Annotated in this window: 24 protein-coding genes, 1 tRNA gene and 2 pseudogenes; 24 read left to right on the top strand and 3 right to left on the bottom strand. The window is 36.2% G+C overall.

What is annotated here, in order from left to right; all coding sequences use genetic code 11:
- Nucleotides 1-36: 36 nt before the first annotated feature.
- On the top strand, nucleotides 37-753 hold the full coding sequence (gene rsmG, locus RIL182_RS20980) for a 16S rRNA (guanine(527)-N(7))-methyltransferase RsmG (protein ID WP_015561066.1): 717 nt from the start codon (nucleotides 37-39) through the stop codon (nucleotides 751-753).
- Between the two features lie 179 nt (nucleotides 754-932).
- Here the strand turns inward: rsmG and RIL182_RS20975 are convergent, their stop codons facing one another.
- Nucleotides 933-1,904: an alpha/beta fold hydrolase gene (locus tag RIL182_RS20975; RefSeq protein WP_044999178.1), complete on the bottom strand. Its 972-nt coding sequence runs from the start codon at nucleotides 1,902-1,904 to the stop codon at nucleotides 933-935.
- Nucleotides 1,905-2,078: 174 nt separating this feature from the next.
- Between RIL182_RS20975 and RIL182_RS20970 the strand changes: the two genes are divergently transcribed.
- The 23 genes and pseudogenes from RIL182_RS20970 (at nucleotide 2,079) to RIL182_RS20865 (ending at nucleotide 23,107) form a co-directional block, all read left to right on the top strand.
- The gene (locus tag RIL182_RS20970; protein ID WP_006857745.1) at nucleotides 2,079-3,083 is read left to right on the top strand and encodes a sensor histidine kinase; all 1,005 of its coding nucleotides are present in this window, start codon (nucleotides 2,079-2,081) and stop codon (nucleotides 3,081-3,083) included.
- A 15-nt stretch (nucleotides 3,084-3,098) separates the two neighbouring features.
- Nucleotides 3,099-3,740 (top strand): response regulator, encoded by a 642-nt coding sequence (locus RIL182_RS20965; protein WP_006857746.1) that lies wholly within the window; start codon nucleotides 3,099-3,101, stop codon nucleotides 3,738-3,740.
- A 1,736-nt stretch (nucleotides 3,741-5,476) separates the two neighbouring features.
- The gene (locus RIL182_RS20960) at nucleotides 5,477-6,244 is read left to right on the top strand and encodes a ParA family protein (protein ID WP_022113200.1); all 768 of its coding nucleotides are present in this window, start codon (nucleotides 5,477-5,479) and stop codon (nucleotides 6,242-6,244) included.
- A gap of 4 nt (nucleotides 6,245-6,248) precedes the next feature.
- The gene (locus RIL182_RS20955) at nucleotides 6,249-7,163 is read left to right on the top strand and encodes a ParB/RepB/Spo0J family partition protein (protein ID WP_044999197.1); all 915 of its coding nucleotides are present in this window, start codon (nucleotides 6,249-6,251) and stop codon (nucleotides 7,161-7,163) included.
- A 47-nt stretch (nucleotides 7,164-7,210) separates the two neighbouring features.
- Complete coding sequence (locus RIL182_RS20950; RefSeq protein WP_044999180.1) at nucleotides 7,211-7,732, top strand: DUF4446 family protein; 522 nt, start codon at nucleotides 7,211-7,213, stop codon at nucleotides 7,730-7,732.
- A gap of 27 nt (nucleotides 7,733-7,759) precedes the next feature.
- On the top strand, nucleotides 7,760-8,794 hold the full coding sequence (locus tag RIL182_RS20945) for an HD-GYP domain-containing protein (RefSeq protein ID WP_006857748.1): 1,035 nt from the start codon (nucleotides 7,760-7,762) through the stop codon (nucleotides 8,792-8,794).
- 89 nt (nucleotides 8,795-8,883) lie between these two features.
- A complete protein-coding gene (locus tag RIL182_RS20940) occupies nucleotides 8,884-9,774 on the top strand; it encodes a DUF3881 family protein (RefSeq protein ID WP_330573296.1) in 891 nt (296 codons plus the stop codon).
- Nucleotides 9,775-9,863: 89 nt separating this feature from the next.
- Entirely contained in the window at nucleotides 9,864-9,986 is a 123-nt protein-coding gene (locus RIL182_RS20935; RefSeq protein WP_006857795.1) for a helix-turn-helix domain-containing protein, read from the top strand.
- 119 nt (nucleotides 9,987-10,105) lie between these two features.
- Nucleotides 10,106-10,333, top strand: a complete 228-nt coding sequence (locus RIL182_RS20930; protein ID WP_006857749.1) for a hypothetical protein — start codon at nucleotides 10,106-10,108, stop codon at nucleotides 10,331-10,333.
- 130 nt (nucleotides 10,334-10,463) lie between these two features.
- Entirely contained in the window at nucleotides 10,464-11,525 is a 1,062-nt protein-coding gene (locus tag RIL182_RS20925) for a Fic family protein (protein WP_006857750.1), read from the top strand.
- A gap of 981 nt (nucleotides 11,526-12,506) precedes the next feature.
- Nucleotides 12,507-12,578: transfer RNA gene (locus RIL182_RS21030), tRNA-Arg, on the top strand.
- Nucleotides 12,579-12,899: 321 nt separating this feature from the next.
- Complete coding sequence (locus RIL182_RS20920; protein WP_242655586.1) at nucleotides 12,900-13,757, top strand: ParB/RepB/Spo0J family partition protein; 858 nt, start codon at nucleotides 12,900-12,902, stop codon at nucleotides 13,755-13,757.
- A gap of 17 nt (nucleotides 13,758-13,774) precedes the next feature.
- Entirely contained in the window at nucleotides 13,775-14,584 is an 810-nt protein-coding gene (locus RIL182_RS20915) for an AAA family ATPase (protein ID WP_006857751.1), read from the top strand.
- A 427-nt stretch (nucleotides 14,585-15,011) separates the two neighbouring features.
- On the top strand, nucleotides 15,012-16,664 hold the full coding sequence (locus tag RIL182_RS21895; protein ID WP_006857752.1) for a YARHG domain-containing protein: 1,653 nt from the start codon (nucleotides 15,012-15,014) through the stop codon (nucleotides 16,662-16,664).
- Nucleotides 16,664-16,837: pseudogene (locus tag RIL182_RS20905) on the top strand (PDDEXK nuclease domain-containing protein); the annotation flags it as partial. The gene RIL182_RS21895 and the pseudogene RIL182_RS20905, both read left to right, overlap by 1 nt.
- Before the next feature lie 708 nt (nucleotides 16,838-17,545).
- Nucleotides 17,546-17,791 carry a ParB N-terminal domain-containing protein gene (locus RIL182_RS20900; protein ID WP_006857753.1) on the top strand — a complete coding sequence of 82 codons (246 nt, stop codon included), beginning with the start codon at nucleotides 17,546-17,548 and terminating at the stop codon, nucleotides 17,789-17,791.
- On the top strand, nucleotides 17,788-17,922 hold the full coding sequence (locus RIL182_RS22370) for a hypothetical protein (RefSeq protein WP_006857754.1): 135 nt from the start codon (nucleotides 17,788-17,790) through the stop codon (nucleotides 17,920-17,922). Before RIL182_RS20900 ends, RIL182_RS22370 begins: the two co-directional genes overlap by 4 nt.
- 133 nt (nucleotides 17,923-18,055) lie before the next feature.
- The gene (locus RIL182_RS20890) at nucleotides 18,056-18,307 is read left to right on the top strand and encodes a hypothetical protein (protein ID WP_006857755.1); all 252 of its coding nucleotides are present in this window, start codon (nucleotides 18,056-18,058) and stop codon (nucleotides 18,305-18,307) included.
- 392 nt (nucleotides 18,308-18,699) lie between these two features.
- On the top strand, nucleotides 18,700-19,353 hold the full coding sequence (locus tag RIL182_RS20885) for a heparan-alpha-glucosaminide N-acetyltransferase domain-containing protein (protein WP_006857757.1): 654 nt from the start codon (nucleotides 18,700-18,702) through the stop codon (nucleotides 19,351-19,353).
- Between the two features lie 350 nt (nucleotides 19,354-19,703).
- The gene (locus RIL182_RS20880; RefSeq protein WP_006858437.1) at nucleotides 19,704-21,017 is read left to right on the top strand and encodes an IS4 family transposase; all 1,314 of its coding nucleotides are present in this window, start codon (nucleotides 19,704-19,706) and stop codon (nucleotides 21,015-21,017) included.
- Nucleotides 21,018-21,213: 196 nt separating this feature from the next.
- A pseudogene (locus RIL182_RS20875) lies at nucleotides 21,214-21,956 on the top strand (transposase); the annotation flags it as partial.
- Nucleotides 21,957-22,128: 172 nt separating this feature from the next.
- On the top strand, nucleotides 22,129-22,554 hold the full coding sequence (locus RIL182_RS20870; RefSeq protein ID WP_006858433.1) for a hypothetical protein: 426 nt from the start codon (nucleotides 22,129-22,131) through the stop codon (nucleotides 22,552-22,554).
- Nucleotides 22,555-22,867: 313 nt separating this feature from the next.
- Nucleotides 22,868-23,107, top strand: coding sequence for a DUF6061 family protein (locus RIL182_RS20865; protein WP_006858432.1), 240 nt, complete (start codon nucleotides 22,868-22,870; stop codon nucleotides 23,105-23,107).
- Nucleotides 23,108-23,183: 76 nt separating this feature from the next.
- Here the strand turns inward: RIL182_RS20865 and RIL182_RS20860 are convergent, their stop codons facing one another.
- Together RIL182_RS20860 and RIL182_RS20855 are read right to left on the bottom strand one after the other, a co-directional pair.
- Entirely contained in the window at nucleotides 23,184-25,397 is a 2,214-nt protein-coding gene (locus RIL182_RS20860; protein ID WP_006858431.1) for an FtsX-like permease family protein, read from the bottom strand.
- Nucleotides 25,387-26,154, bottom strand: a complete 768-nt coding sequence (locus tag RIL182_RS20855; RefSeq protein WP_006858430.1) for an ABC transporter ATP-binding protein — start codon at nucleotides 26,152-26,154, stop codon at nucleotides 25,387-25,389. Before RIL182_RS20855 ends, RIL182_RS20860 begins: the two co-directional genes overlap by 11 nt.
- Nucleotides 26,155-26,265 lie beyond the last annotated feature (111 nt).

Genomic DNA, 26,265 nt, shown 5'->3' with positions numbered 1-26,265 from the left:
GTTGGATATGCATACTAAGAGAGAATGGAGATCAGAATGAGTTATAATCTGGAACAGTTTAAAGATGGATTAAAAGAACTTCAGATCGAGTTGAACGAGAAACAGATCAGTCAGTTCCTTAAGTACTATGAACTTCTGGTAGAAACGAATAAGGTAATGAATCTGACCGCCATCACGGAATTTGATGAGGTGGTAGAAAAACATTTTTTAGACAGTCTTTCTTTGTGCCGTGTATATGATCTAAAAATTGATGCTAAAATTTTAGATCTTGGAACCGGGGCAGGATTTCCGGGAATCCCACTTAAGATTGCATTTCCAAATTTAGAGTTAGTGCTTGCCGATTCCTTAAACAAAAGGATTAAGTTTTTAAACCAGGTGATTGATGAACTGGAACTGAAAGATATTACTGCCGTTCATGCAAGAGCAGAAGAACTGGGAAGAAATAAAGATTACAGAGAACAGTTTGATGTATGCGTTTCCCGCGCGGTTGCAAATCTTTCTTCACTCAGTGAATACTGCATCCCATTTGTGAAGGTTGGAGGAAAATTTATTTCCTATAAGTCCGGCAGTATTGAGGAAGAAGTAGCAGAGGCAAAAAAAGCTGTTTTCGTTCTGGGTGGAAAAGTGACGGATGTGTATAAATTTGATCTGTATGAGCAGAAACGATCTTTTGTTGTGATCGATAAGGAAAAACATACACCGAAAGCATATCCGAGGAAAGCCGGCACTCCGACAAAGGAGCCGTTACACTAAAATAATAAGGGTAAAAGAAAGACATTTTGTAAAAAAATAAAGTGTCATAAATAGAAAAACATTTTGTAAGAAAATAAAGTGTCATAAATAGAAAAACACTTTGCGTGAAAGCATCGTGTTATTGATCAAAAAAGTGACTGTGAAAAATTCCGACAGTCACTTTTTTGTATATTCATGTATTATTTTTCTTCACGTTCGAAAAGCATACGAATCACTTCTGCCAATTTATCCGGTGCCTCTAACTGAGGAAGATGTTTTACATTGGAAATATAGGCAGTTTCAATCATGGAACTTTGCTTTGCATAGCTTGTTACGATCTGAACGGAATCCGGATTACTTCTGCTTTCCACAACATAGAAAGGGATGGAAAGTTTCTTGAGTGCATGTAAAATACAGTTATCCATGTACTGGCCTTCAATGCTTGCCATTAAATATTTTCCGTGGCTGCCATTCATGTGGGAAGCTTCGTAGTAAGCATCTAACATTTTAGAAGAGGCAAGCTGCGGTTTGTTAAAATATTCTGTATAAAATAATTTCTGGATATTTTTTTCATGTGTTTTTACATTGTAAATAAATGTTCCAAGAATAGGAACTTCCAGTAATGCCTTCTTTAAAGTAGAAGAGTTACTCGGTGTGCGGTTGAATTTTTCCGGCATTGGCGGATTGATCGCAATGATCTTATGGAACAGATGATTATTCATGTTTTCTGCCAACGTTACAAAGGAAATAGAAGAACCGGTTGCAATTGCAGTCGGGGCATCTTTGATAACTTCTTTTACAAAATCTGTAATAAGCTGAACATATAAATAGTTGGTGTAGGTCAGATAAGGTTTCTCGGAACGTCCACAGCCTAAGAGGTCGATCGTATATACCGTATGCTGTTTTTCAAGTTTCTTTGCATAACGGCACCACTCATAAGAAGAACTGAGTGGACTAAGATCATGTATTAATAAAACAGGTGTCCCGGAACCACGTCTTGTGTAATATATTTTGCCATTCTTCCAATCAAAAAAATTACCATTTTCCGTCTTTAATATATTTTTCATTGAAGCTGTAAAATCAATGAAACGATTTACTAAATGGATGGTTCCGGCGGCAAATGCAGTTAACAGAAAAAAGTGTCTGATGTTTTTTTTCATACTTTTATTCATAAATGCCTCCATATCTGCCAAATAACAGGCGTTTTTTTATAATAATATTATAGCCGCTTTTGTCTTCTTATACAAATAAATTTTATATTTTATCTTTTCAATAATGTAAATTTAGTATAAAATAAAAATGGTCTATTATTTATGTAATATAAAACGTATGTTCGAAGGAAGTATATGATAAGTGAGTATTTAAAAAAATTTCAGTCGGAGCTGATGTCGAATAAAGAAGAGATTCATAAGTCAGTCGAGGCACTGGAATTGCAGATTAAGGAAAATAAGGCATTTATAAAGCTTTTAAAAGAGGAAAATGATTCAAATTATGAATCATTTAGTCCAAGGGATGTTAATCCGAAGGGCAGAGAACAGATCCAGCATTTAGAAGATCAGCAGAAGCTTTTACAGGAACAGTTAGATACCAAAAAAAAAGAATATGTATCCTGCATTGCAAAGTTGGACGAATTAAATGAGGCAATCGCTGAATTAGAACAGAAGATAAATGATAGTGATTCAGATATCAGTGATGATATATTGCGTCTCAAGTTATTGGAGACGCAGGAAAATGAGAGGCAGCGTATATCAAGGGAATTGCATGATTCAACCGTGCAGAATCTGACGAGTCTGGTTCATAAAACTGAATTATGCAGTAAGTTGATTGATATGGATAAAGTCCGGTGTAAACTGGAATTAAATATCATGTCTAAGACGCTGCGGGACATTATCAATGATACACGGAACATGATTTATAATTTGCGACCGATGTCATTTGATGATATTGGCCTGGAAGTTACCATTGAACGTGCATTAGAGAAGTTAGAGAGCAGTGAAACAAAAAAGATAAATTTTTCTGTAGTCGGTGAGTCATATAAAATTAATCCTGTTATTGGAATTACATTGTTAAGGATTATACAGGAGGCATGCAGCAACGCAATCCGCCATGCAGATTGTTCCATAATAAAAGTTGTATTAAATTATCAACCGGGAACAATCATACTTTCTATTGAGGATGATGGAAAGGGATTTGTATATGAAGAAACGGAGTGTAGTTGTAAAGCCGATAATTCAGGATTTGGTTTATCTATGATGAAAGAAAGGGTATACCTTTTATCTGGAAAAATAGACATTCATTCGAAAATAAATGTGGGGACGAAAATCCAGGTTGAAGTTCCGATTACCGAATAGGGAGGTACATAAAAGATGGCAGTAAAAGTTATGATAGCAGATGATCATTCAATGATTCGTGAAGGTTTAAAACAATTACTGGAGTTAGAAGGTGATTTTGAAGTTATTGCTGAAGCATGTGACGGAGTAGACTGTCTTGAAAAATTAAAAACAGTTGTACCAGATATTTTATTACTGGATATTAATATGCCAAATATGAATGGACTGGAAGTCCTTCAGAAAATGAAAGATATGAAAATGAAAGTCAAGGTGTTGGTATTAACGGTACACAATGAAGTAGAGTATCTTTTAAAGGCTGTTGATATTGGAGTAAATGGATATTTGTTAAAAGATTCTGAGTCTGCAGAATTGAAAAAAGCAATTTTAGCAGTTGTAAATGGAGAAGATTATATTCAGCCAAGTTTAATACCAGTTTTAAACTCCAAGATGCTTGACCGGGATAGTGATAGCAGTAAGATTGAAAGTCTTACCAGAAGAGAACTGGAAGTTTTAAAGATGCTTTCTTATGGAACTTATAATAAAGAAATTGCAGAGCATTTGAATATCAGCGAACGTACTGTGAAGAATCATGTTTCTAATATCTTTAAAAAAATCGGAGTAACAGATCGTACACAGGCAGCAGTATTTGCGATTCGCAATAACCTGATTACCATCTAAGAAATTGATTATAAATTAACGTAATGATTTGAAGTGTCGTTACAATGTTTCACGTGAAACATTGTAACGACACTTTTTTGATTCATGATAATAGAATGTTTGCAGAGCGTGCATTCTATTATTGAAAAATATACAAAGAATTGTATATTTTATTCCATTGTCTTAAAATAAGAAAATTGATAGCAATGAATTAAATCTAATAAATATTAAGATTGCTATGATCTTCCTGATGCAGATTATCTTGGAGTAATGTGAAGAGCAATAATGATTAAGCTTTGACTTGATGCTTATTTGTGATTTAATTCATGAAAAAATATCACTGTAAATAAACGGGTAAACTAGGATTTACTAATTTTCTATCAAAGTTAAACAATGAATGTAGAATTTGTACCTTACAAAAAATTTACTGTAAATAGCACTGAATCAGGCTGATTGCCAGACTGACAAAATGGGCACAGGCAGCTTTTTATTTTATGTCTTTTTTATCAAAAATATTCTTATTTATAATAATAGATATGTTTATGGAATGTGGTGTAATGTGTCATCTAAAATAGAAGATTTACCTGTAAGGTATAGAATCTATTGATTATAAAATTCTATTCTGTAAATAAAAAAACCGGTAGTTAAAAGATGAACGAAAATAATGATTTTGTGCTGAGTAGATTAGAACAGAGATAGAGTATAAAATGATAAATTATTATATCGGGGTACATTATTACAAAAAATAATATTATAAAAATACGGAAAATATAAAATGACTACAAAGTAAAAACAAGTAAGTATATATTGGAGAGGTATAAATAGCTTAAAATAAGAAACAGTATTTAATCAATAAAGTTTAAGATTATGGTATATTTTGCATATTATGCAAATTAGAATACGATATTTTTCATCGTGCATAATATTATGATTTTACTGGAAAGCAATATGCACCAAAATAGTAAAATTAATATTATATAACTGTAAAATATCAAAGTGATTCATAGTTATAAAATACTGAAAATATAGAAATATGATATGGTGGAAAAAATATACGCAAGATTTGTGACTACGCATAAAATTAAGATGCAAGTAAAAATATTGTGTTTATTGAAAGCAGCGTGAGAGTGAAGCTTAATATGTAACCAATTAAAATAAGTATAAAATTGAATATGCAATGTTTCACGTGAAACATTGCATATTCGATTTTGTCAGTGTTTATATGGTGAAAATTATTGTACGATAATATTTAGCAGAGTAAATAAAAATGAAATTATAGCACGTTAATATTTCAATAGAGTAAATAAAAATAAAATTATAGCACGTTAATATTTTAATAGAGTATACATAAATAAAATAATTACACAATAATATCTAATAGAGTTATATATAAATAGAATAATTACACAATAGTATTCTGATAAAGTATACATAAATGAAAGTATTCCACCCAATATTATAAAAGGTAAAATATATTTTAGTTGTTAAATACGAAATCAATACACAGATGTTTCACGTGAAACATTATTTATTGGATATTTTATCTGTCATATAAAAGTATAGAAGATTTCATGTTGAGTAAGCTATGCATCAAACAAAGAATCTCCAGAACCAATAAAAAATATATAATTATTCAAATGTGAAATAAATATTAGAAGTAAAAATACACAAAATGTTTCACGTGAAACATTTTTTTATAGAAATGCATATATATAAGTGCTATAATGAAACCAATAAAGAAGGAAATGAGGATTATAATGAGCAGAATTATAGCAATCGCCAATCAAAAGGGCGGTGTAGGTAAGACAACAACGGCGATTAACCTTGCTTCCTGCTTAGCTGAAGCAGGAAAAAAAGTTTTAACAATTGATCTTGATCCGCAGGGAAATATGACAAGCGGATTAGGTGTAAATAAAAATGAACTGGAAAACACGGTATATGAATTAATGCTTGATGAATGTTCTATCAAGGAAAGTATGGTTGATACTGTAGTGGATGGAATGAAGATTATACCGTCCAATGTGAATCTTGCGGGGGCGGAGATTGAATTGTTAGGCATTGAAGATAAAGAATACATTTTGAAAAATGCTGTAGATTACGTTCGTGATGATTATGATTTTATCATTATTGATTGTCCACCATCATTGAATATGTTAACAATTAATGCTATGACCACAGCAGATTCTGTACTTGTTCCAATCCAGTGTGAATATTATGCTTTGGAAGGACTCAGTCAGTTGATACATACCATTGATCTTGTTCAGCAGAGATTAAATCCGGAACTTCACATTGATGGTATTGTGTTTACTATGTATGATGTAAGAACAAATTTGTCAAATCAGGTTGTAGAAAACGTAAGAACAAATCTTGATACCAAAATTTATGATACATTAATACCTAGAAATATCCGTCTTGCAGAGGCACCGTCACACGGACTGCCTATCAATATGTATGATACAAAGTCAGCAGGAGCGGAAAGCTATCGCATGTTAGCAAAAGAAGTTATGGAAAGGAAGAATGTATAAAAGTATGGCAACAAAAAAACGTGGTCTGGGACAGGGAATTGATTCATTGATTCCAAATAAAGTAAATGCAAATAAAGAAACTGAGACGGTAAAAGTAAATGCTGGTTCTGAAAAAAATGAGACAGATGGAATCTTTGTTAATATCAATAAAGTGGAACCAAACAGAGAACAGCCTAGAAAAAACTTTGATGAGGATTCATTGGTGGATTTATCAGAATCCATTAAGCAGGTGGGAGTGCTTCAGCCGTTACTTGTATTGGATAAAAAGGATTATTATGAAATTATTGCTGGGGAACGACGTTGGAGAGCCGCAAAACTTGCGGGATTAAAAGAAGTTCCGGTCCGGATCATGAATCTTACCGATCAGGAAGTTGTAGAAATTTCATTAGTAGAAAATATACAGAGAGAAAACTTAAATCCAATCGAGGAAGCGTTTGCATATAAAAGACTTTTAACAGAGTTCCATTTAAAACAGGATGAGGTTGCGGAGCGTGTTTCTAAGAGCAGAACCGCTGTAACAAATTCTATGAGGCTCTTAAAATTAGATGAACGTGTTCAGCAGATGGTAATCGATGATATGATCACAACTGGCCATGCAAGAGCACTGCTTGGAATTGAGGATGCGGAGAAACAATTTGCAACTGCACAGAAAATTTTTGATGAAAATTTAAGCGTGCGTGAGACAGAAAAACTGGTAAAGAAAATTCAAAACAATAAAGATATTCCAGTAGAAAAGAAAAAGGTTTCAGATCCTGCAATGGAGGCAATTTATCATGATTTAGAGGAGAAGATGAAATCAATTCTTGGAACAAAAGTTGCTATCAACAAAAAAGATGATCAAAAAGGAAAAATAGAAATAGAATATTATTCTATGGATGAACTGGATCGTATTATTGATCTGATCCGCACAATTGCATAAAATATACATATACAGAACATTTGTTCTAAAAGGTGAAAGGTAAAATAATGATATCAAAATATTTAGGGTTTGACTCAGATTATATTATTATAGGGCTTTGTGGAGTTCTTTTGATTTTATTTATATTAACAATTGTAAATATTGTTCAGATGAAAAAATTAAAAAAGAATTACCGCATTTTTATGAGTGGAAAAGATGCAAAGACACTGGAAGATACATTGATTCAAAGGTTAGATCAGGTTGATTTCCTGTTAGAATCAAATGAAGAAAATGACAGCAATATTAAAGTACTCTCTAAAAATATGCAGCGTACCTATCAGAAGATGGGCTTGATCAAGTATGATGCATTTCATGAGATGGGAGGAAAATTAAGTTTTTCTCTTGCAATGTTAGATATGCGCAATAATGGATTTATTATTAATGCAATGCACACCAGAGAGGGCTGCTATACATATATTAAAGAAATTATTGATGGTAATTCTGTAATTGTTTTATCAGAGGAAGAACAGGAAGCTTTAAAACGTGCAATGGATCCGAATGGTAATTTGAAAAATTCGGATGAGGAATAGTGTGAGAAATAAAGTTATGGAGAAATAATGAGAATACGGCAGGTCAAATCACTTGTAGGCGGAGAAACACTGGTGGAACCGGTTATAACAAAAGAAAAAGAAATATTGATTTCCGGTGGAACAGTGTTAAAACCGGAGTATTTGGATCTTATTTCTTTTTTGGGTATCGATACCGTATGTATTGAAGATCCGTATGAAGCCTTTGAAACAACACATTTTATTATCAGTGAAGAGAGAAAACAATATTATGTCAGTGAAGTTCAAAAAATCCTGGAAAATCATATTTACCATGGAAAAAATTCATTGAACAAAATGACGGACCTTGCAAATGAAATTGTCAGGGAAATAACGGAAGAAGAACAGCCAAAAGTCATAGATATAGAAGAACGCAATGGAAGTCTTTATGAGCATACCGTCCTTGTGACCATGTTGTCTTTGGTGGTTGCAAAAATGTTAAAAGTAAAAGAAGAATCTTATATTGATATTGCAATAGGGGCACTTTTGCATGATCTTGGTATGCGTTACATCACGGTTCCATATATTAATTTTGATATGGATAACAGACCGGCATCGGAAGTATTTGAATTGAAAAAACATACAATACTGGCATATTCAGCGTTGGAAGGTGAGGACTGGATATCGCCTGTTTCAAAAAAGATGGTATTATCGCATCACGAAAGAAAAGACGGTTCCGGTTATCCTTTAAAACAAAAAACAAAAGATATCGAGTGTAATATATTGCAGGTATGTGATGCATTTGATTGTATGATTTCCGGAATGGAATGCAAAAGAATCAGTGTACAGCAGGCACTTGAGACAATGATAGAGGCAGCAGATCTTTTATTTGAACGAAAAATCGTAAAAGTATTACAGAAAATAGTTGCATATTATCCGGTCGGTACGAAAATCCGGCTGAATACAGGAGAAACAGGAATCGTTGTATGCCAGACGGACAATTCTATCCGTCCGGTCGTTGCTGTCTTAGATCAGGATAATCAGATGACGGAAATCAGATATGACCTGGCAAAAAATAAAAAAATATCAATTCTGCAGTTGGTTTAAGAATGGAGATTAGTGTAAAAAATAAGTTTTTTCACACGCAAGATTTGTGCTTACGCACAAACTTGAGATGCGCAAAAAACAGCGCAAGAATGGAGATTAATATGCATAAATTTTTAAGAGCAGTCGGTCTTTCGGATATTAAGAAAGAAGAACTCGAAAAAATATGTAAAGATATAGAAGAAAAACCGGACACAATTAAGGTGGCAGAGGATTCGGAAGGAAATGAATTTGCTGAACTTTGTCATCAGTTTGGCGACTTTTTTGGTCTGACGCTAAGAGGTACTTACCAGGAAGATGACACATTTGAGATGGATTATTACTATCCGTATTTTTTTGGCACAATGTTATCCACAAGAGAACAGGCAGAAGTGGAAAAACATGCGGAAAAAGAGTCCTATGCGGGGATATGTGATGAAGTCAGAATAGGAGTGACGTTAATTTTCTATCTGCAGAATGTTGTGGATTTTCTGGCTGTAAAAGGATCAAAAAAATATATGAATCTGGAGGAAGGTGTTATTTTAGGTGCGCTTTCTACAGAAGGAAAAATTTTGCTTCCAATTAATAAAACTGAGAAAAAAAATAAGCAGAACCAGCAGAATACAACGGACCGCAATTATCTGGTTGCAGCCGCAAGAGATGGGGATGAAAATGCGATCGAGAATCTGACGTTAGAAGATATTGATACATATTCCATGTTGTCAAGACGTATTACGCATGAGGATGTACTCAGCATTGTGGATTCTTATTTTATGCCATATGGCATTGAGAGTGATCAGTATGCAATTCTGGGCGAAATATTAGATTGCAGGCTGGAACAGAATAATCTTACCGGAGAAAATGTCTGGGTGCTTGATATCTGCTGTAATGAAATGAACTTTGGAGTCTGCATTAATCAGAAGGATCTGGTTGGAGAACCACAGGTTGGCAGACGTTTTAAGGGCATTGTGTGGATGCAGGGAAGTATAAAATATAGAGAATAAGTGTAGATATTTTCCAATGTCATTAACTTAAAAGCAGAAGATATTTATTCCTAAAAGGATAAGATATCTTCTGCTTTTTGCTAAAGTTAATGACATTGACTATTTATAACCTTCTGAAGAAAAAGGAATTCCGGTGGATCCAGTTGGATGGCGGAAAGTATCGCATCTCAAAGAAGAGTTTCGATGACTGGCTCGATAACTTGGAACAGTAAAAAAACAGAGTGTTGATCAGGCAGATTTTGTCTGCATCGACATCCTAAATTTTTATCTGGATTTGAGATATGATATAAGAAAAAACACTAACACTAAAAAGACAGGAAGTGAAGAATAAATGGCAACAGCAATTATGAAACAAAAAGAAGTTCCAGAAATGGACGATGTTGAAAAAGTCATTTCGAAGATTTCAGAAGAAAGTTCTTACAAACGGCGTCCAACACAAAAGAGAACCTGGATGACAGTGCCGGAAAGATACGAATCAATATTGTCAGCTTTGAAAAATGGTACGCCAATCAGATTAAATATCATAAAGTTACCGGAGAAGAACCAGGGAAAAAATTGAAATCCTGCTGATGAAGTAATAAATTCTATATCCAAATGAGTATCTTTATTGTGCATATGGAGAATCTATCTCCATCAAATCTATTGAAATCTCTATCATTTAGCATTAAAATGATGGAGATAAATTCAAAATGAAGGAGATTTCAATGAGAAATTTTGATTATATTACAAATCCTGCGAAGTTGCTGACACCTGAAATTGTTCAGATGGTTGGCAGTATTCATGAGCATAAAGGTAAACAGGAATTATTTCTGGAAGCAAACATAGATGAACTGAAAACACTTCTGGAAGTTACTTTAATTCAAAGTACGGGAGCATCTAACCGAATTGAAGGTATATTTACAAGTGATAAACGTTTGGAAGAACTGGTAAGTCAGAAAGCAGAGCCACGTAATCGGTCTGAACAGGAAATTGCCGGTTACCGTGAAGTGCTGGCTACGATTCACGAAAGTTATGAATATATCACTCCAAAACCAAACATTATTTTACAGTTACATCGTGATTTATATTCTTATTCCCAAGGAAACATCGGTGGTACCTATAAGAATTCAGACAATGTAATTGCAGAAACCGATGCCGGGGGACACCAAAAAGCTCGTTTTATTCCAGTTCCAGCTTTTCAGACTGCAGAAGCAATAGACGAACTTTGCGCTCGTTTCCTTGAAGCATGGGAAGCAAATCTCATTGATAAACTGATTTTAATTCCCATGTTCATTCTGGATTTTCTGTGTATTCATCCTTTTAATGATGGAAATGGTAGAATGAGCCGTCTGTTGACTTTATTGTTGTTCTATAAGGCTGGATATATCGTTGGAAAGTATGTCAGCATGGAAATGCTGATTGAAAAAACGAAAGAAACATATTATGAAGCTCTTCAAGCAAGTTCTGTCGGTTGGCATGAGGGTGAAAACAGTTATGAGCCTTTTGTTAAGTATTATTTAGGTATTATGCTAAAAGCATACAATGAATTTGAAAGCCGTGTAGAACATTTGAAGTACCATAATCTTTCCAAGCCGGATAGAATTAAGGCAGTGATTGATAATAAGGTCGGTAAGATAACGAAGAAGGAAATTATGGAACTATGCCCTGACATAAGTAAGGTTACCGTGGAAAGAACACTGACGGATTTAGTTAAGAGTGGGTATATCGCAAAGGTCGGTGCAGGTCCATCCACCGGTTATGTCCGTATTTGAAAAATTATTTTCAGATTTCCATAATAATATTATTACTACTTTGAATTAACCAATTTACCAGTCAAAAACGCATGGACAAACCGTCTCGTATGCGTTATATTATTTATAGACAAGAAAATATCTTGTGCTTTCGATAGGAAGTTTAATTGAATACTGTTTACCATGATCGAACGTACGAAGCATGGTGGTCATATAACAGATGTCGATGGTAATATCAAGGCATTCCCCAATTATTAGCTGGAGCAAACAATCAGCTAACTTTCAGAGCTTGACAGAGGGGATATTCAGAATAACTCAAATTGAATCGGAAATAGTTTTTAATAGTGTCCCATATGGGTTTACCTTACCTCAGATTGACAGAGAGTGACAATTGGTTGGAGCTCTCCTAAGGGGGCAACTAAGTGCAGACCATTTAGTGAGAAGCAACAGGATTTTAGAGTTTGCAAAAAGGCTAAAATCAATATATAATAACAGGAGCAATTCATCACGCAAGTGATTGGATTCATAAACATGGCAGCCGGAGCCAAAAAGGCTGAAAAGCCCGAAAATACGGCATTTGTTCCCTTAGTTAAATGGATATAACGGGGTCCTCCTAAGGTTCAATCATGGTTGAGACTTATGGAAGTTGAGAAGTGATAAGTCAGAGTTCGATTCCAACAGGGATTGATCTGAATGTCAAAATAAGATATAATGGAAATTCATCACAAGAGTGATTGAATTCATAGATATGGCAGCCGGAGCCAAAAGAGCTGAAAAGCCCGAAAATACGGCATTTGTCTCCTTAGTTAAATGGATATAACGGGGTCCTCCTAAGGGGCAACTAAGTGCAGACCATTTAGTGAGACATAACAGGATTTTAGAGTTTGCAAAAAGACTAAAATCAATATATAATAACTGGGACAATTCATCACGCAAGTGATTGGATTCATAAACATGGCAGCCGGAGCCCAAAAGGCTGAAAAGCCCGAAAATACGGCATTTGTTCCCTTAGTTAAATGGATATAACGGGGTCCTCCTAAGACTCTATTGTAGGTTCGATTCCTATAGGGAACGCTCTATTTTAAGCGGTAATGAGAGAAAAATCATTGCCGTTTTTTTTGTTGTTTTTCTGCTAACAGCAAATCAAAAAATGAGCATTTTTGCTAACAGAAAATGCAAATTGCTAACAGTAAAATTATTGTGGATCTGCTAACAGGAATGAAAAGCTATAATGCAACTGGTGTAAAAGGTTGTAAATTCTTGTAACTAACAAAAGGGTAATGATTACAAATATTTCTGCTTGGAAAATATCAAGCCTGAATGAGTATTCTGTTCAGATTAGATTAGGTTCTAATCTGGGCGGATTTTTTTATTTCAGGAAGAAGGAGGATGCCTATGGCAGAAAAAGTGGATCAGATGAATCCAGATGAAAAAATCGTTGAAATAGCGATTGAACGGCTAAGAGTATTTGAAAATCATCCGTTTCGAGTGGAAATGGATAGCCAGATGAAAGATCTTCAGGACAGTATCAAGAAATACGGAATAATAACTCCGGTAATAGTAAGACCACGAAAGGAAGGATACTACGAAATCATATCAGGTCATAGAAGAATATTTGCTGCGGAAAAACTGGGATATAGAAAAGTACCTACGATAATCCGCTATATGACAGATGATCAGGCAGTTATCGCAATGGTAGATTCAAACTTGCAAAGAGAGAGAATCCAACCGAGTGAAAAAGCATTTGCCTATAAGATGAAATATGATGTGCTCAAAAGAAAATCAGGAAGAAGGAAAGCTGGCCAAGTTGACCACAATTCAGGAAAAAAGGGATTGGAGATTATCAGTGAGGAAACTGGAGACAGTCCTAAGCAGGTACAGAGATACATCAAGATGGCTGATCTGATTCCTGAACTGTTGGAAAAGGTAGATGATGGTTCAATGGGATTTACTCCAGCTGTGCAGATTGCATATCTAAAGAAAAGAGAGCAAAAGGATATACTTGATGCTATGGAATTAACATTATGCACGCCATCGTTATCACAGGCAATGCGTATGAAAAAGCTGAGTGCTGATGGAAAATTAACAACCCAGAGAGTTGAAGACATTTTAAGCGAGATAAAGCAGAAAGAAACGGACCGGGTAGTGTTTAAGAATGATCAGCTTCATAAGTACTTTCCAAAGAATTATTCTACGGAACAGATGAAGAGAGAAATAATTGAACTTTTGAAATTGTATGTACTGAATTATTAAAAACAGGAGGAAATGTTATGTGTAAGGTTATTGCAGTATCAAATCAAAAAGGTGGAGTCGGAAAGACCGTATCATGTGTGAACCTGGGGATAGGTCTGGCTCAGGAAGGAAAGAAAGTTCTGCTGATAGACGGAGATCCACAGGGAAGTCTGACAATCAGCCTTGGATATGAGGAGCCGGATGAAATGGAGTATTCCCTGGCAACTCTGATGATGAATATTGTGAATGATGAAAAAATGAATATTGAAAAAACGATCCTTCATCATAAGGAAGGTGTGGACCTGATACCGGCAAATATTGAATTGTCAGCTATTGAGGTATCTCTGGTGAATGCAATGAGCAGGGAACTGATACTTAGATCTATGGTAGAAAAACTGAGAGATTTCTATGATTTCATAATTATTGACTGTATGCCGTCTCTTGGAATGATGACAATTAACGCATTGGCATGTGCAGATTCCGTATTGATACCGGTGCAGGCTGCATATCTTCCGGTCAAAGGATTACAGCAGCTGATCAAAACAATAGGAAGAGTAGCTCTTAAAGAGCAGGATTACGATAAATATGCCCGTAAGATGAAGAAGTATCTCAAATGGGAACTGATCATCCTGGATGATTTCCTGCTCCACACAATCACTGACGAAAGAGAGATTAAAATCCTCTTTGAGCTTCTGGAGAAGCGGAACGAGCAGAGAAAAAGCACCATCGTATGCTCACAGCGTGATCCGGATAACTGGAAAGCGATGATCCTCAACGATGAGGTATCTGCCAATTCCATTATGAAGAGAGCTACAAAACACTACACGATTAAGATTAACACACGATAAGCGGTAATCTTCTAACTAAAAAATGGGCGGCCGTTGGCTTCGGGAAACGGCCGTTCTAAAACAGAATGACGACCGCTGGATGCCGTAAACTGCACAAAAGCCAAAAATGAAATTTTAGGTTGAATATCGTACTATTATTCTGGTATTGTTTGAATATACCTACGTGTGTTATAATGTAAATAATTGGAGCTTCCTGTATAATTTAAATAGGTCAATACAATGAGCACATTGGTGCCTGACCCCAATGTGGTCAATGAAAGTGGGGATTTCTTTCGAGGTGGGAGAAGTCCTCACTTTTTTCGTATATGGGGTATTCAAATAACCTTGACACCGCTATGGTATGGATGATACTATTTTTACATTATAAGTGCATTGATGTGTTTAAAGCAGCATAACAACCGAGAAATTAGGAGAAAACAAAAACATAATGAAAAGAAAGGTACTATCTATATGTGTATGCACCATAATCTGTATTTTGTCTAATGCCTGCTCATTCGGCTACAAGGAAAGCGATGGCATCAAAACAACTGAAAGCATTTCGGAGACCGAAGAGTTAGAAACCTCGAAAACTACAGAAGAGGCCGCAGACATAACCCAACCGAAATATCCAATACAAATCAATGAGACGGATATAAACCTCAAGAAAATATGCCAGGTCGTGAGAATGTCCGTCGACCATGACGGGTACACGCACAAGGTGGATATTTCCAGTTTCCCAATGGCATATTTCCTATCCTACTCTGACATTGACAACTTCGAAACCGAACCGCAGAACATCTTTTATGAAGATGTCAAGGAGGACATAACTTTTCACGACATCATTTTAGGTGACGGTGGATCGTACAGGGCTGGGACAATGACGCCCGAATACGCCGACCAGCTCATAGCATGGTATGGAGCAGATACCGGTAACTATGATGAATATGATGCAAATGATGACGATGATATGGCGACATACGTTGCTGCTTGGGAAGACGAAAATTATGATATCGAACATATTGAAGTTGATGAAATTGAACAGGTCACCGACACGTCCGTGCGTATTATTGGTAAGATTGAATACGAGCCCGACGGGATGTCAGAAACGGATACCGAAATGAATAGTTTCATAATAGAGGCGACGATCAATCCGGAAAGCATCTTTGGCGGATATACATTTAATACGATGTACATCTTTGATACTGAAGAAGTTGCCAATGATTATTTTAAGTTGGAAGAAGACTCCTGGAAAAAATTGTATATCGATTTTTTATTCGACAACATATTGGAAGATAATGGCAACACATATCTAGGCAGTTCTGGTTTGGTACAAAATAATAAGAATTATTTTTTATGGGATGTCACAGGTAATGGCGTGCCGGAGTTATTTATGCAAGATAAATGGAGCAGTTTAAACAAAATCTCAGTATATCGTATAATTGATCAAGAAATCGTAGAAATTCCGCATACAATACGGGATTATCTTTCTTCATTTGGTGTTGTAGATAGTTATGAGCCTTATTATAGCGAGACACTCGAAAAACTCTGTTTCTGTGGATACCACGATGGTACGGGAGGGTTTTGCGATTGGTATGATGTCTGGTCGTTTGAAGAAAACAAAATGGAAGTAATTGACAGTATTATGGATGGAACGACTTTTTCTGCGGAAGATTACATCCACAGTTATTTCCGTTTAAGAAATGAAATCACGAAAGAGGAATATGATGAGATTTATGACTCTTGGAGAACGGATAATTGGACATCAATACCAGTCTATGACTCCATAGATTATGTGTTTGATGCTTTAGATGTACAAAATAATTTTTATGATTCCAATGAGTATAAATGTCCAGACAGCAATGTCAGATATTTAACCGATGCTGATTTAGAATCCTTCTCTAAAGAGGATTGCAAAATTGCTAGAAATGAAATCTATGCTCGCCATGGGCGCAAATTCAACGATGAATTTTTACAAGAATATTTCAATTCTTGCAGTTGGTATAATGGCACTATTGAACCAGATAATTTCAGTGATGATGTTTTGAATGATTATGAGAAAGCTAACCTAGAGTTAATCATAAGCTATGAGAATAGACCTTAACCATTGGATTGCTAATTTGTAAAACAAAGGACAATGTATTGGCACAGTATGCAACAAGTATGGTAAATGTGCCAGTAGGAATATCTGAGTACGAATTAAATAATTTGATTCCGGAGGATTATAAGAGTTCAATGCCAACAATAGAAGAAATAGAAAGAGAATTAAAGGATTAGCAGGAAACTCTGAGTAAATATAAGTAAAAAAGGTCAAAAACTTATCGACATCCGACCTTTCACACGATATAATGTAAGTAATCTAATAGAAATATTGATCAGTCATTACCGTCAGTAACAGGGGAATGATGGTCATGTTTATGGATTTTAATGCACACAGTGGTTAATCCCACGCGTTAGCATTTCTAACAAACTGCTAACAGTGAATATCAAAAATGGGATTATACCTGTTAATTTATATTGACAAGGATTTTCAATTAAGTGCCTACTTTCCTGATAAATACTGACTTTGGTTGACATCAGGTAACATGTGGGAACTAAGGTAACTTGAACTCCTAAGACTCTATTGTAGGTTCGATTCCTATAGGAGACGCTCATTTTTAGCGGTAATGAAGATAGTTTCATTGCCGCTTTTTTCATGCAGAATTGTAATTTCAGTGACAAATTTGTCAGCGAAACAAGGCTGAAAATACTGATTTTGTCAGCGGGGATGGATGCTTGTCACCAATTCACACTTTCCTAGCCGTCACCCAGAGGGATTAACTACAGTGTAGGATGAGTTTTAGGGTGTAAAATTAGGAAAAGCAGTGAAACAAAACACTATATTCTTGTCTGTGATATCAGGCCTGTCGGAAGAGTCCGCTCAGATTAGATAAATACAATCTATTCTGGACGGGCTTTTTTGCGTTCAGAGAAAGGAAGTTGCCTATGGAAGAAAAGAAGGAATTGCTGGATCAGGATGAAAGAGTTGTAGAGATTGAGCTGGAAAGACTTCGGGGATTTGTAAACCATCCATTCAAGGTTCAGGCGGACAGTCAGATGATTGAATTGCAGGAGAGTATTAAGAAGTATGGAATATTAAATCCTCTGATATCCTTGATGAAGACCGAAGGAAGAATGCAGAACTTATGGAGAATGCCTTTTATAATAAGGAAAATCTTAATCCACAAATGAAAGAACAGGATGAAGGCAGTAGTACAATTACGGTGCCGGATGGAGTGGATGCAGAGCTGCTGATGAAAGTGCTGGGGAATCCGGAGATGGTGGCGTTGCTTACATCATTGGCAAAGACAATGAAAGTATAAATATAGAAGAACGATATTGTGTGGAGTAGGAAATCTATGCAGTATCGTTTTTCCGTTTCTTGTGAAAAAATTTGTAGTTATTTGTAAGAATTTGTCGAGAAGCGCCATGTATATAATGTAGGGAGGTTTTAACATGACCAAAGAAGAAGAAATCAGAATGATAAATGAAAAATTAGATTTTTATGTAATGGAGGCAAGTGATGAGGAGTTCAATACCGAAGAGGTACGGAAACTTGTGAAGCGATTAGATGAATTGGATCCCATACCATTGCCGTGGAAATCGGATGAGGAAGCATTGAAAGACTTCTGGGATTATTGTGAAGAGAGGCAGAGGGAAGAACGTATAATAGCAGATATGAAAATTAAGGATGAAAATAAGGATTAAGAAATCTGTGTTTTGGAAAAATTATGTGGTAAAATATATATACGAGAAGTCTGTAAATCGGTGTTTCTAAGCAAGCAGTTTTCAAAAAAATGAAGCGTGAACCACTATCAACCGGTTTACAGGGGTTGACGGTCGGTTGATAGTATCGGTTGACGGTGAAAAGCTGATAAAACAAGCATTTTCGAGGTGTGAACCGTCAACCACCGACAACCAGTTGACGGTAGAGGTTGACGGTCAAAACCGCCTTTATGAGATATTGGAAAGGGAGCTGCAAGCGAAGAATGAACGGATAGCAGCACTACAAGCGGAGCTATCCAAGGAACGGCAGCAGCCAGAGCCGCCCCGGAGCTGGTGGAGCCGATTTTGGAGTAAATAAAAGGGGTGATGAAATTTTGCTGGAAACAACGCAAATAAAGCAGCGTTTACCGTTTATTGATTTGATAAGAGGTATAACCATTATTGAAATGATTTCGTATCATTTCTTATGGGATTTAGTTTATCTGTATAATGCAGATATTCCATGGTATAAGTCCCACGGTGCCTATATTTGGCAGCAATCCATTTGCTGGACTTTTATTTTGCTGGCTGGGTTCAGCTGGCATTTAGGAAAAAAACACATGAAAAGGGGATTGTGGGCGTTTGGTGGTGGTGTGGTCATTTCGCTCGTTACCGCCATAGTTCTTCCCAATGATCGGGTGCGCTACGGTGTTCTAACGCTTATTGGCAGCTGTATTTTGATATGGATTTTACTGGATAAGGTTCTGAAAAAAATCCCGGCTGGGGTTGGGGTAAGCGTTAGTTTTGTGCTATTCCTCATTCTCAGAAGTTGGACGAAGCAAGACCCTATCCAACTATCTCTATCTGATAATTTGCTGAATGTTACATGGTTGAAATCGGTATTAGCTTATATTGGATTTCCGCAAGCTGGCTTTTCATCTACCGACTATTTTCCGTTGCTCCCATGGATTTTCTTATTTGCAACAGGATATTTCCTGTACAGTTTCTTACAGGAAAAGGGGCTGATTAACCGGCTATTTGGAAAATGAAAAGTTCTAGGTATTAACTTTTTAGGGAAACATTCGCTTATTATTTACATGATACACCAAACGATCTGCTATGTTGTAGCGTTCTTGGTTTCCGAGATTTTTTAATATTGAGCCGTTGATCGGTGGAGTAAACAAGAAAGGAAGCCCCCAAAAAGGGCAATGTCATTTAGATAAGGATTATACAAAGAACAGTGTATATAGAAATATGTACCCTGTTCTTTTTTTGTAAAATTATGTTAAGCACTTGACATGATAATCAAAATGTGCGGTCGCTCTAACTATCTTTTTTAAGATAGTTAGAGCGACCCTTGTAATTAAGAAAATATCTTGATTGCAAGGAGAATTACACGATGAATTATTCTACAGAGGTAAAACAAAAATTACTATCAATTATTACAAAAATGGATTCTTACTATTGGCTATTTACAAAGCATCCAAAAACGGACTTTTCCCGTAAAAAGAAATGGTCATTTGAAGAGGTTATGAAGTTCATGCTTACAATGGAAGGCAAAGCATTAAGAGATGAACTGTTGGAATATTTTGAATTTGATAATACTACACCATCAAATTCTTCATTCAATCAGCGTAGAGCACAGATATTGCCTGAAGCATTTGAATTTTTATTCCAAGAATTTACAAAGTCTTTTACGGATAATGTTACATATAATGGTCTTAGACTGATTGCATGTGATGGCTCGGATTTGTGCATTGCACACAATCCCCAAGATGAAACAACCTATTTTCAAACTCTTCCTGACAGAAAAGGGTACAACCTATTGCATTTAAATGCTTTTTATGATTTATGCAGCCGCCAATACACAGATGCAATTATCCAGCCTTCACGCTTGGCGAATGAAAGACGTGCAATGTGTGAAATGATTGACCGATACAATGATACATCAGCTATTTTTATCGCAGACAGGGGTTATGAGAATTATAATATATTTGCCCATGTGGAACACAAAGGAATGTATTATTTAATTCGTGTCAAAGATATAACAAGTAATGGTATAACTTCAAAACTTACAATGCTTCCAGAGAGTGGGGAATTTGATGAATGGGTTAATGTTACGCTTACTAAAAAGCAGACAAATGAAGTAAAAGCAAATCCCAAAAAATACAGAGTTATTGATAAGAAAACGCCTTTTGATTATCTTGATCTGCATTTTAATAATTTTTACGAAATGAAAATGAGAGTGATACGTTTTCCAATACCTCAAGGTTCTTATGAATGCATTATTACAAATCTGCCACAAGATAAATTTAATTCTGATGAAATCAAACGGTTATATGCAAAACGTTGGGGAATAGAAACCTCTTTTCGAGAATTGAAATATGCCTTAGGACTAACACGTTTTCATTCAAAGAAACCAGAATATATTATGCAGGAAATATGGTCAAGAATGACTCTGTATAATTTCTGTGAAATTATAGCAACTAATGTTGTTATAAATGAGAAAAAAGGCTGTAAACATACATATCAGCTCAACTATACCCGAGCAATTCGGATTTGCTGTTACTTTCTATCGATTAAAAAAGAAAAAGCTCCACCCGATGTAGAATATCTAATCGGACATGAGCTTCTTCCTATACGTCCTGGGAGAATAGACCCTCGCAAAGTCAAGCCCCAGTCGGCGATAAGCTTTCTATATAGAGCAGCTTAAACAAATATTAGTATATACCATTTTTAAGGCAGATGAAAGCATCTGTCTGTTTGTTGTGCAAATTTATTATGTTAAAAGTGTTATAAGATAGAAATACAGCAGATAAACAAAATGTTTATCCGCTGTATAAGAATTTCTGACTATAAAGCAATCCTTATCTAAATGACATTGCCCAGAGATCCCCCCCTCCTGTGGTGGCAGCTCTGATGGAAAAGAAGAAAAAACGGTCAAGGAAAGTACAACGGATCCGGAAAGCGGATGGTTCCGAAAGGGTGAGCATAAAAATGTTTTTGCGTATTCCGTGCAGACAGCCTGTGACAAAAGCGGATGGATTCTGGGTTATGTGTAAATCCCGGCAATCAGCATGACAGCCGGACATTTAAATCCCTGTATGATAAGATAAAAGACATTGGCATTCAGACACTGGTAGCCGATGCAGGATACAAAACACCAGCGATAGCAAAGTTACTTCTGGATGATGGTATCACACCGCTTCTACCGTATAAACGCCCCATGACCAAAGATGTTTTTTTCAAAAAAGCCGAGTATGTGTATGATGAATATTTTGACTGCTATGTATGCCCGAATGATCAGGTGCTGGCTTATCATACGACGAACCGTTCCGGATACCGGGAATACAAGAGCTGCGGAATCGTCTGTGAAGGATGTCTATATCTGAAGCAGTGCACAGAAAGCAGGGATCATGTGAAGGTAGTGACCCGGCATATCTGGGAGCCGTACATGGAAAAGTGTGAGGATATCCGACATACGATTGGGATGAAGGAAGTGTATGCGCAACGGAAAGAGACCGTAGAGCGCCTCTTCGGAACAGCAAAAGAAAACCACGGATTCCGCTATACACAGATGATAGGAAAAGCCCGGATGGAAATGAAAGTCGGGCTTACGTTTGCCTGCATGAATCTGAAAAACTGGCAAAGATGATAGCCAGGAAGGGAAAAAGGGGAGCCCAAAAGTGTTTATTATTGATCAAGTACACACTTTTTGAACCGAAAACAAGAAAAACGCTTCTGGAGTGCTGACCAAAAGCGTTTTGTCTACAGTCTGAAAGGAAGCCCCCAAAAAGGGGGCTTCCTTTCTTTAATATCGGCAAATGTGTTTATTTTTGATTACTCTTGGAGAACCAGTCTCTTATCCTGTCAATCAGGTTGAAGGCTTTGAATTGACCATTGAAAAGCCCACATGGTCTCCGTTTAAGGGATATACCATTCGCTGGGCTGTTACTGCGAATTCTAAAGAAATCTATTCCTTCGGTGAGGATGGTAGTCCTGGCTTTGAGTATCTCGAACGCCACATTGACGGGCAATGGTATCGTTTGACATATTCGCAGGATATATTTCCTTTTAATAATTTAGAATTCTCATTGGGTGGAGACAGTACGGGCTTGCAGGGAAGTATTGTTCAAAAATATGATTATTATGGAACTCGCTTGGAGGCGGGAACCTATCGTGTAGTATTAGAAATGAAGGCAAAGGACGGAACACCGCATTATTTGGCGGCTGAATTTGATGTTGAGTAAATAAGCAGAAAGACAACTTCAAGTTGATATTTCACATATTTTAGGAAATTTAATAACTGTTATATTTGATTATCAAATTCTTCGCAAACCCTTGAAAATACTAAGTTTGTAGCAAGTGTACTTCCCCTTACTCTTTCCCTTGTGTTACATTCTCCCATTAGCTTTCATGAACCTTAATATGGGAAAAATTAAGGGAAAGAAAATTTCATAACACAGTATAACATATAACAATAACGACATGGTGAACTGATTGAAATGTTTTCGATATTTAACTCTATAACTGATTATCAAAAGAAAATGGAGATAAGATACGATGAGAACAATTTATGCAGAATACAACATAAATCACGATAGTATTGATGTTTACACAAGTGCTGGATATATGCTTCGCATTGACTGCTGGGAAGCTGAAAAAGATTTAAAAACCACATATGGATCAGAATGTGCACTTACTTCATTAGCTGTGGATGAGCCTTTGGAATATGCAAGATTATATCTTGAGGGCAATTTACAGATGTGGGTGGATGCAGAAGATTCATTAGAACTTTATTAAGTGAAAGAGGGATAGTGTTCATTAAGAGTGCTATCCCTCTTTAAAGAATGTGCGAAATGCAATAATTACATATTTTCTATGGATTAACAGAGCGCCTAAAAATAATCCATGTACTTATGAAGTAACAAATCAATAAAATTACCAAAATCCCCATTGTTGCCCCTATTTGTAACATCAATGTACTAAACCCAATATAGGCTGAAATTTCTGCTGATATGGTTTGGATAAAGTAAGCTATTACAACAGCAGCTACAATGATTGCTGTGATAATTGGAAGCCCAAACCAAACACTTAATTGTTGCAAGATAAGTTTTCCGATATGCTTTTCTTCCGCCCCCAATTTTCGGAGTACAGAGAAGCGATATTTATATTGTCCTGCGTCTAAGAGTTGTTGCAAAGAAAGTACGGTAAGACATATAACCATCAGTACGACAGCACCATAAATCATTGCAGTCTGTAAAATAAAGTTATTTGCTATGGAACTATTGATTTGCAGTGTGCTAAAACGCACGCCATAAATAGCCCCGGTTTCTGCCTGCTCGGGATATTTCTCTGTAAAAAGTTTTTCCAGTTTCCTTGCATTTTCATAGGAGATATTTTCCGTTGTTGTAATATATCGGTTTTTTATTACTGGCAACAGCTTTTCACAAATATTGTCTGGAAGTACATACAATACATTTGTATAGGAATTGTACGCTGTTTCTCCAATCGGATCCTCATAATAGGACTGCCCGGAAAGAGTCAATTCTCCTGCGTCTGTCATAATGCTGGTGTGTTCTTTCAAAAAGCTATCCCGTTCTTCCTCGGTGGCGATTGCTTTCCATTGTGTTGTAAATTCATCTTCCTCCAGAGAAATCTGTTCGTAACCCAGCATTTCCCGTATAGTGTTATAATCACTCAAAGAAATTGCTACAATCGGAAAATCATATTTCTGTCTGTTGTGAAAATCGTCTTTCTCTGGCAGATATAGATTGAACGTGCAATCATAAACTGTATCTATTTTGTGTTCTGTCAGAAACTCAGTAATGATTTCATAACTGTCTTGCGGCAGATTTTCTTCTTCATATACGTCATTATATCTTGAATATACCTGCACATCATACATAGAGCGCATATCCAAATAACCTGAAGCCCAGCCCGTCAAAATAGGGGCGGCAATAAACATGAAGATTGCAAGGACAAGGGTTATACAAATCAGCGTCATTGTTTTGCTGGTTGTATTTAGTTTTGATATAATTTGCCCGAAAAAGAACAGGTTTTCTCCCTTGTATCTATGTTCCGGCGATTTTACTTTCCATGCTACAATCAAGCTGCTGGCAAGATAAATCAATGCACAAATAAAGAAGAGCAAATCAATCAATACAAATACCAGATATTGATTCAGTATTCCACCATGTAAAGGCAAATAGTATTGATTGGTAAGAGCAGGTACGCTTGCTGCTAAAAAGGCGTGCAATACAGAACAAATAAGCAGCCCATCAATCAACTTTTGAAAAGCAATTTTTTTCTTTTTCAACATCCATAATGCCGCCCAGCCTAATGTAACAACAGGGAGCAAAATATTTCCCCAATACATGATTTTCACCGGGAAAACAAAGCGGGAGTCATAATAAAATCGGACATTTTGTATTCCTGAAAACAATTCCCATAAAGTAAACATTAAAAACAGAATTACTACGACAGGAATGAATCGGCTCTTTTTCAATTCTGGCTCATTTTCTTTCTCTGCGGAAAGCATATCAATAATTTTTGTTTTTTTGATTGTGCGTGTATTGAAAACTCCTACCACAAAAAAACTTACCACAAAAAATATCACTGTCAGCAAAACGGTGTCCGGGAACAATGTCCATGAGATTTCATAAGGCTCTCCATAAGCAGTAAGGAGCATTGCGGTAATGAATTGAGAGCAAAATACACCGCAAAAAATACCAATCAAAATGGAAAACATACCCATAATCAGTGTTTCTGCAAAGAAAATCCTGCCAATAGTTTTTTGTTCCATTCCCATAATGGACTGGACAGCAAACTCTTTTTGCTTTCGTCTTAGCATATAATGATTGACGAACCGTATCAAAAATAACAACAGCAATGTTATCATGCAGATTGCAATTTTCATTCCGTCACTTAACAGAGTAAAATCATACTCGCTGCCTATATCCGGGCTATAATAACTACTGGAAATAGACAAGAACGCATAAAACAAGGTAACACAGATTGTCATTGTGACAATGTAGACCAGATAGTCTTTTACAGACCGTTTTGCATTTCTGAAAACAAGTTTAGCATACATGGCTTTGTCCCCCTCCGATCATGGTAAGGACATTCAGAATTTTATCAAAAAAAGCACTTCTGCTGTCGTTGCCCTTGCGCAGTTCCATAAAGATTTCTCCGTCTTTCAAAAAAAGAATACGGTTGGCATAGCTGGCGGTAAAAGCGTCATGAGTTACCATAAGAATTGTCGCCCTAAGCTGTTCATTGATACTTTGAATGGTAGACAGCAACATTTGTGAGGAATGGCTGTCTAATGCCCCTGTCGGCTCATCTGCCAGTAAGAGCTTCGGGTTGTTGATAATTGCTCTTGCACAAGCACAACGCTGTTTTTGTCCGCCGGATACCTGATAAGGATATTTGTTTAGAATATCGCTGATATTCAGCTTTCCGGCTATATCCAAAATGCGGGATTCTACGCTCCCGGCAGGGACTTTGTTGATTGCTAATGCCAGTGCAATATTTTCTGAAATCGTCAATGTGTCCAGCAAATTGAAGTCTTGAAATATAAACCCTAAATTCTCCCTGCGAAAACGGGCAAGGGATTTTGGTTTGATTTCCGTTATATCTGTTCCATCTAAAAAAATATGCCCTGCACTTACGGTATCAATCGTAGAAATACAGTTGAGCAGCGTTGTCTTTCCAGAACCGGACGCACCCATAATTCCGAGAAATTCCCCAGCTTCCACAGAAAAGCTAATGTCTTTAATGGCTTTGGTAATATTCCCTTCATTGCCATAATATTTCTGGATATGTTCCAGTTTCAAAATCGTATTCATCTGATAAACCTCCTTAACTGTTCCATATCTTTATTGTAAATGGAGTATCTCATTTTTTGTATCAAGTTTTCTTACACAGTTCTTACAAAAATGTAAGAAGTGCAGAACCTG

Origin of the sequence: Roseburia intestinalis L1-82, assembly GCF_900537995.1 — a bacterium.
Lineage (GTDB): Bacteria > Bacillota > Clostridia > Lachnospirales > Lachnospiraceae > Roseburia > Roseburia intestinalis.
This window is presented reverse-complemented; position numbering and strand designations above follow the sequence as displayed.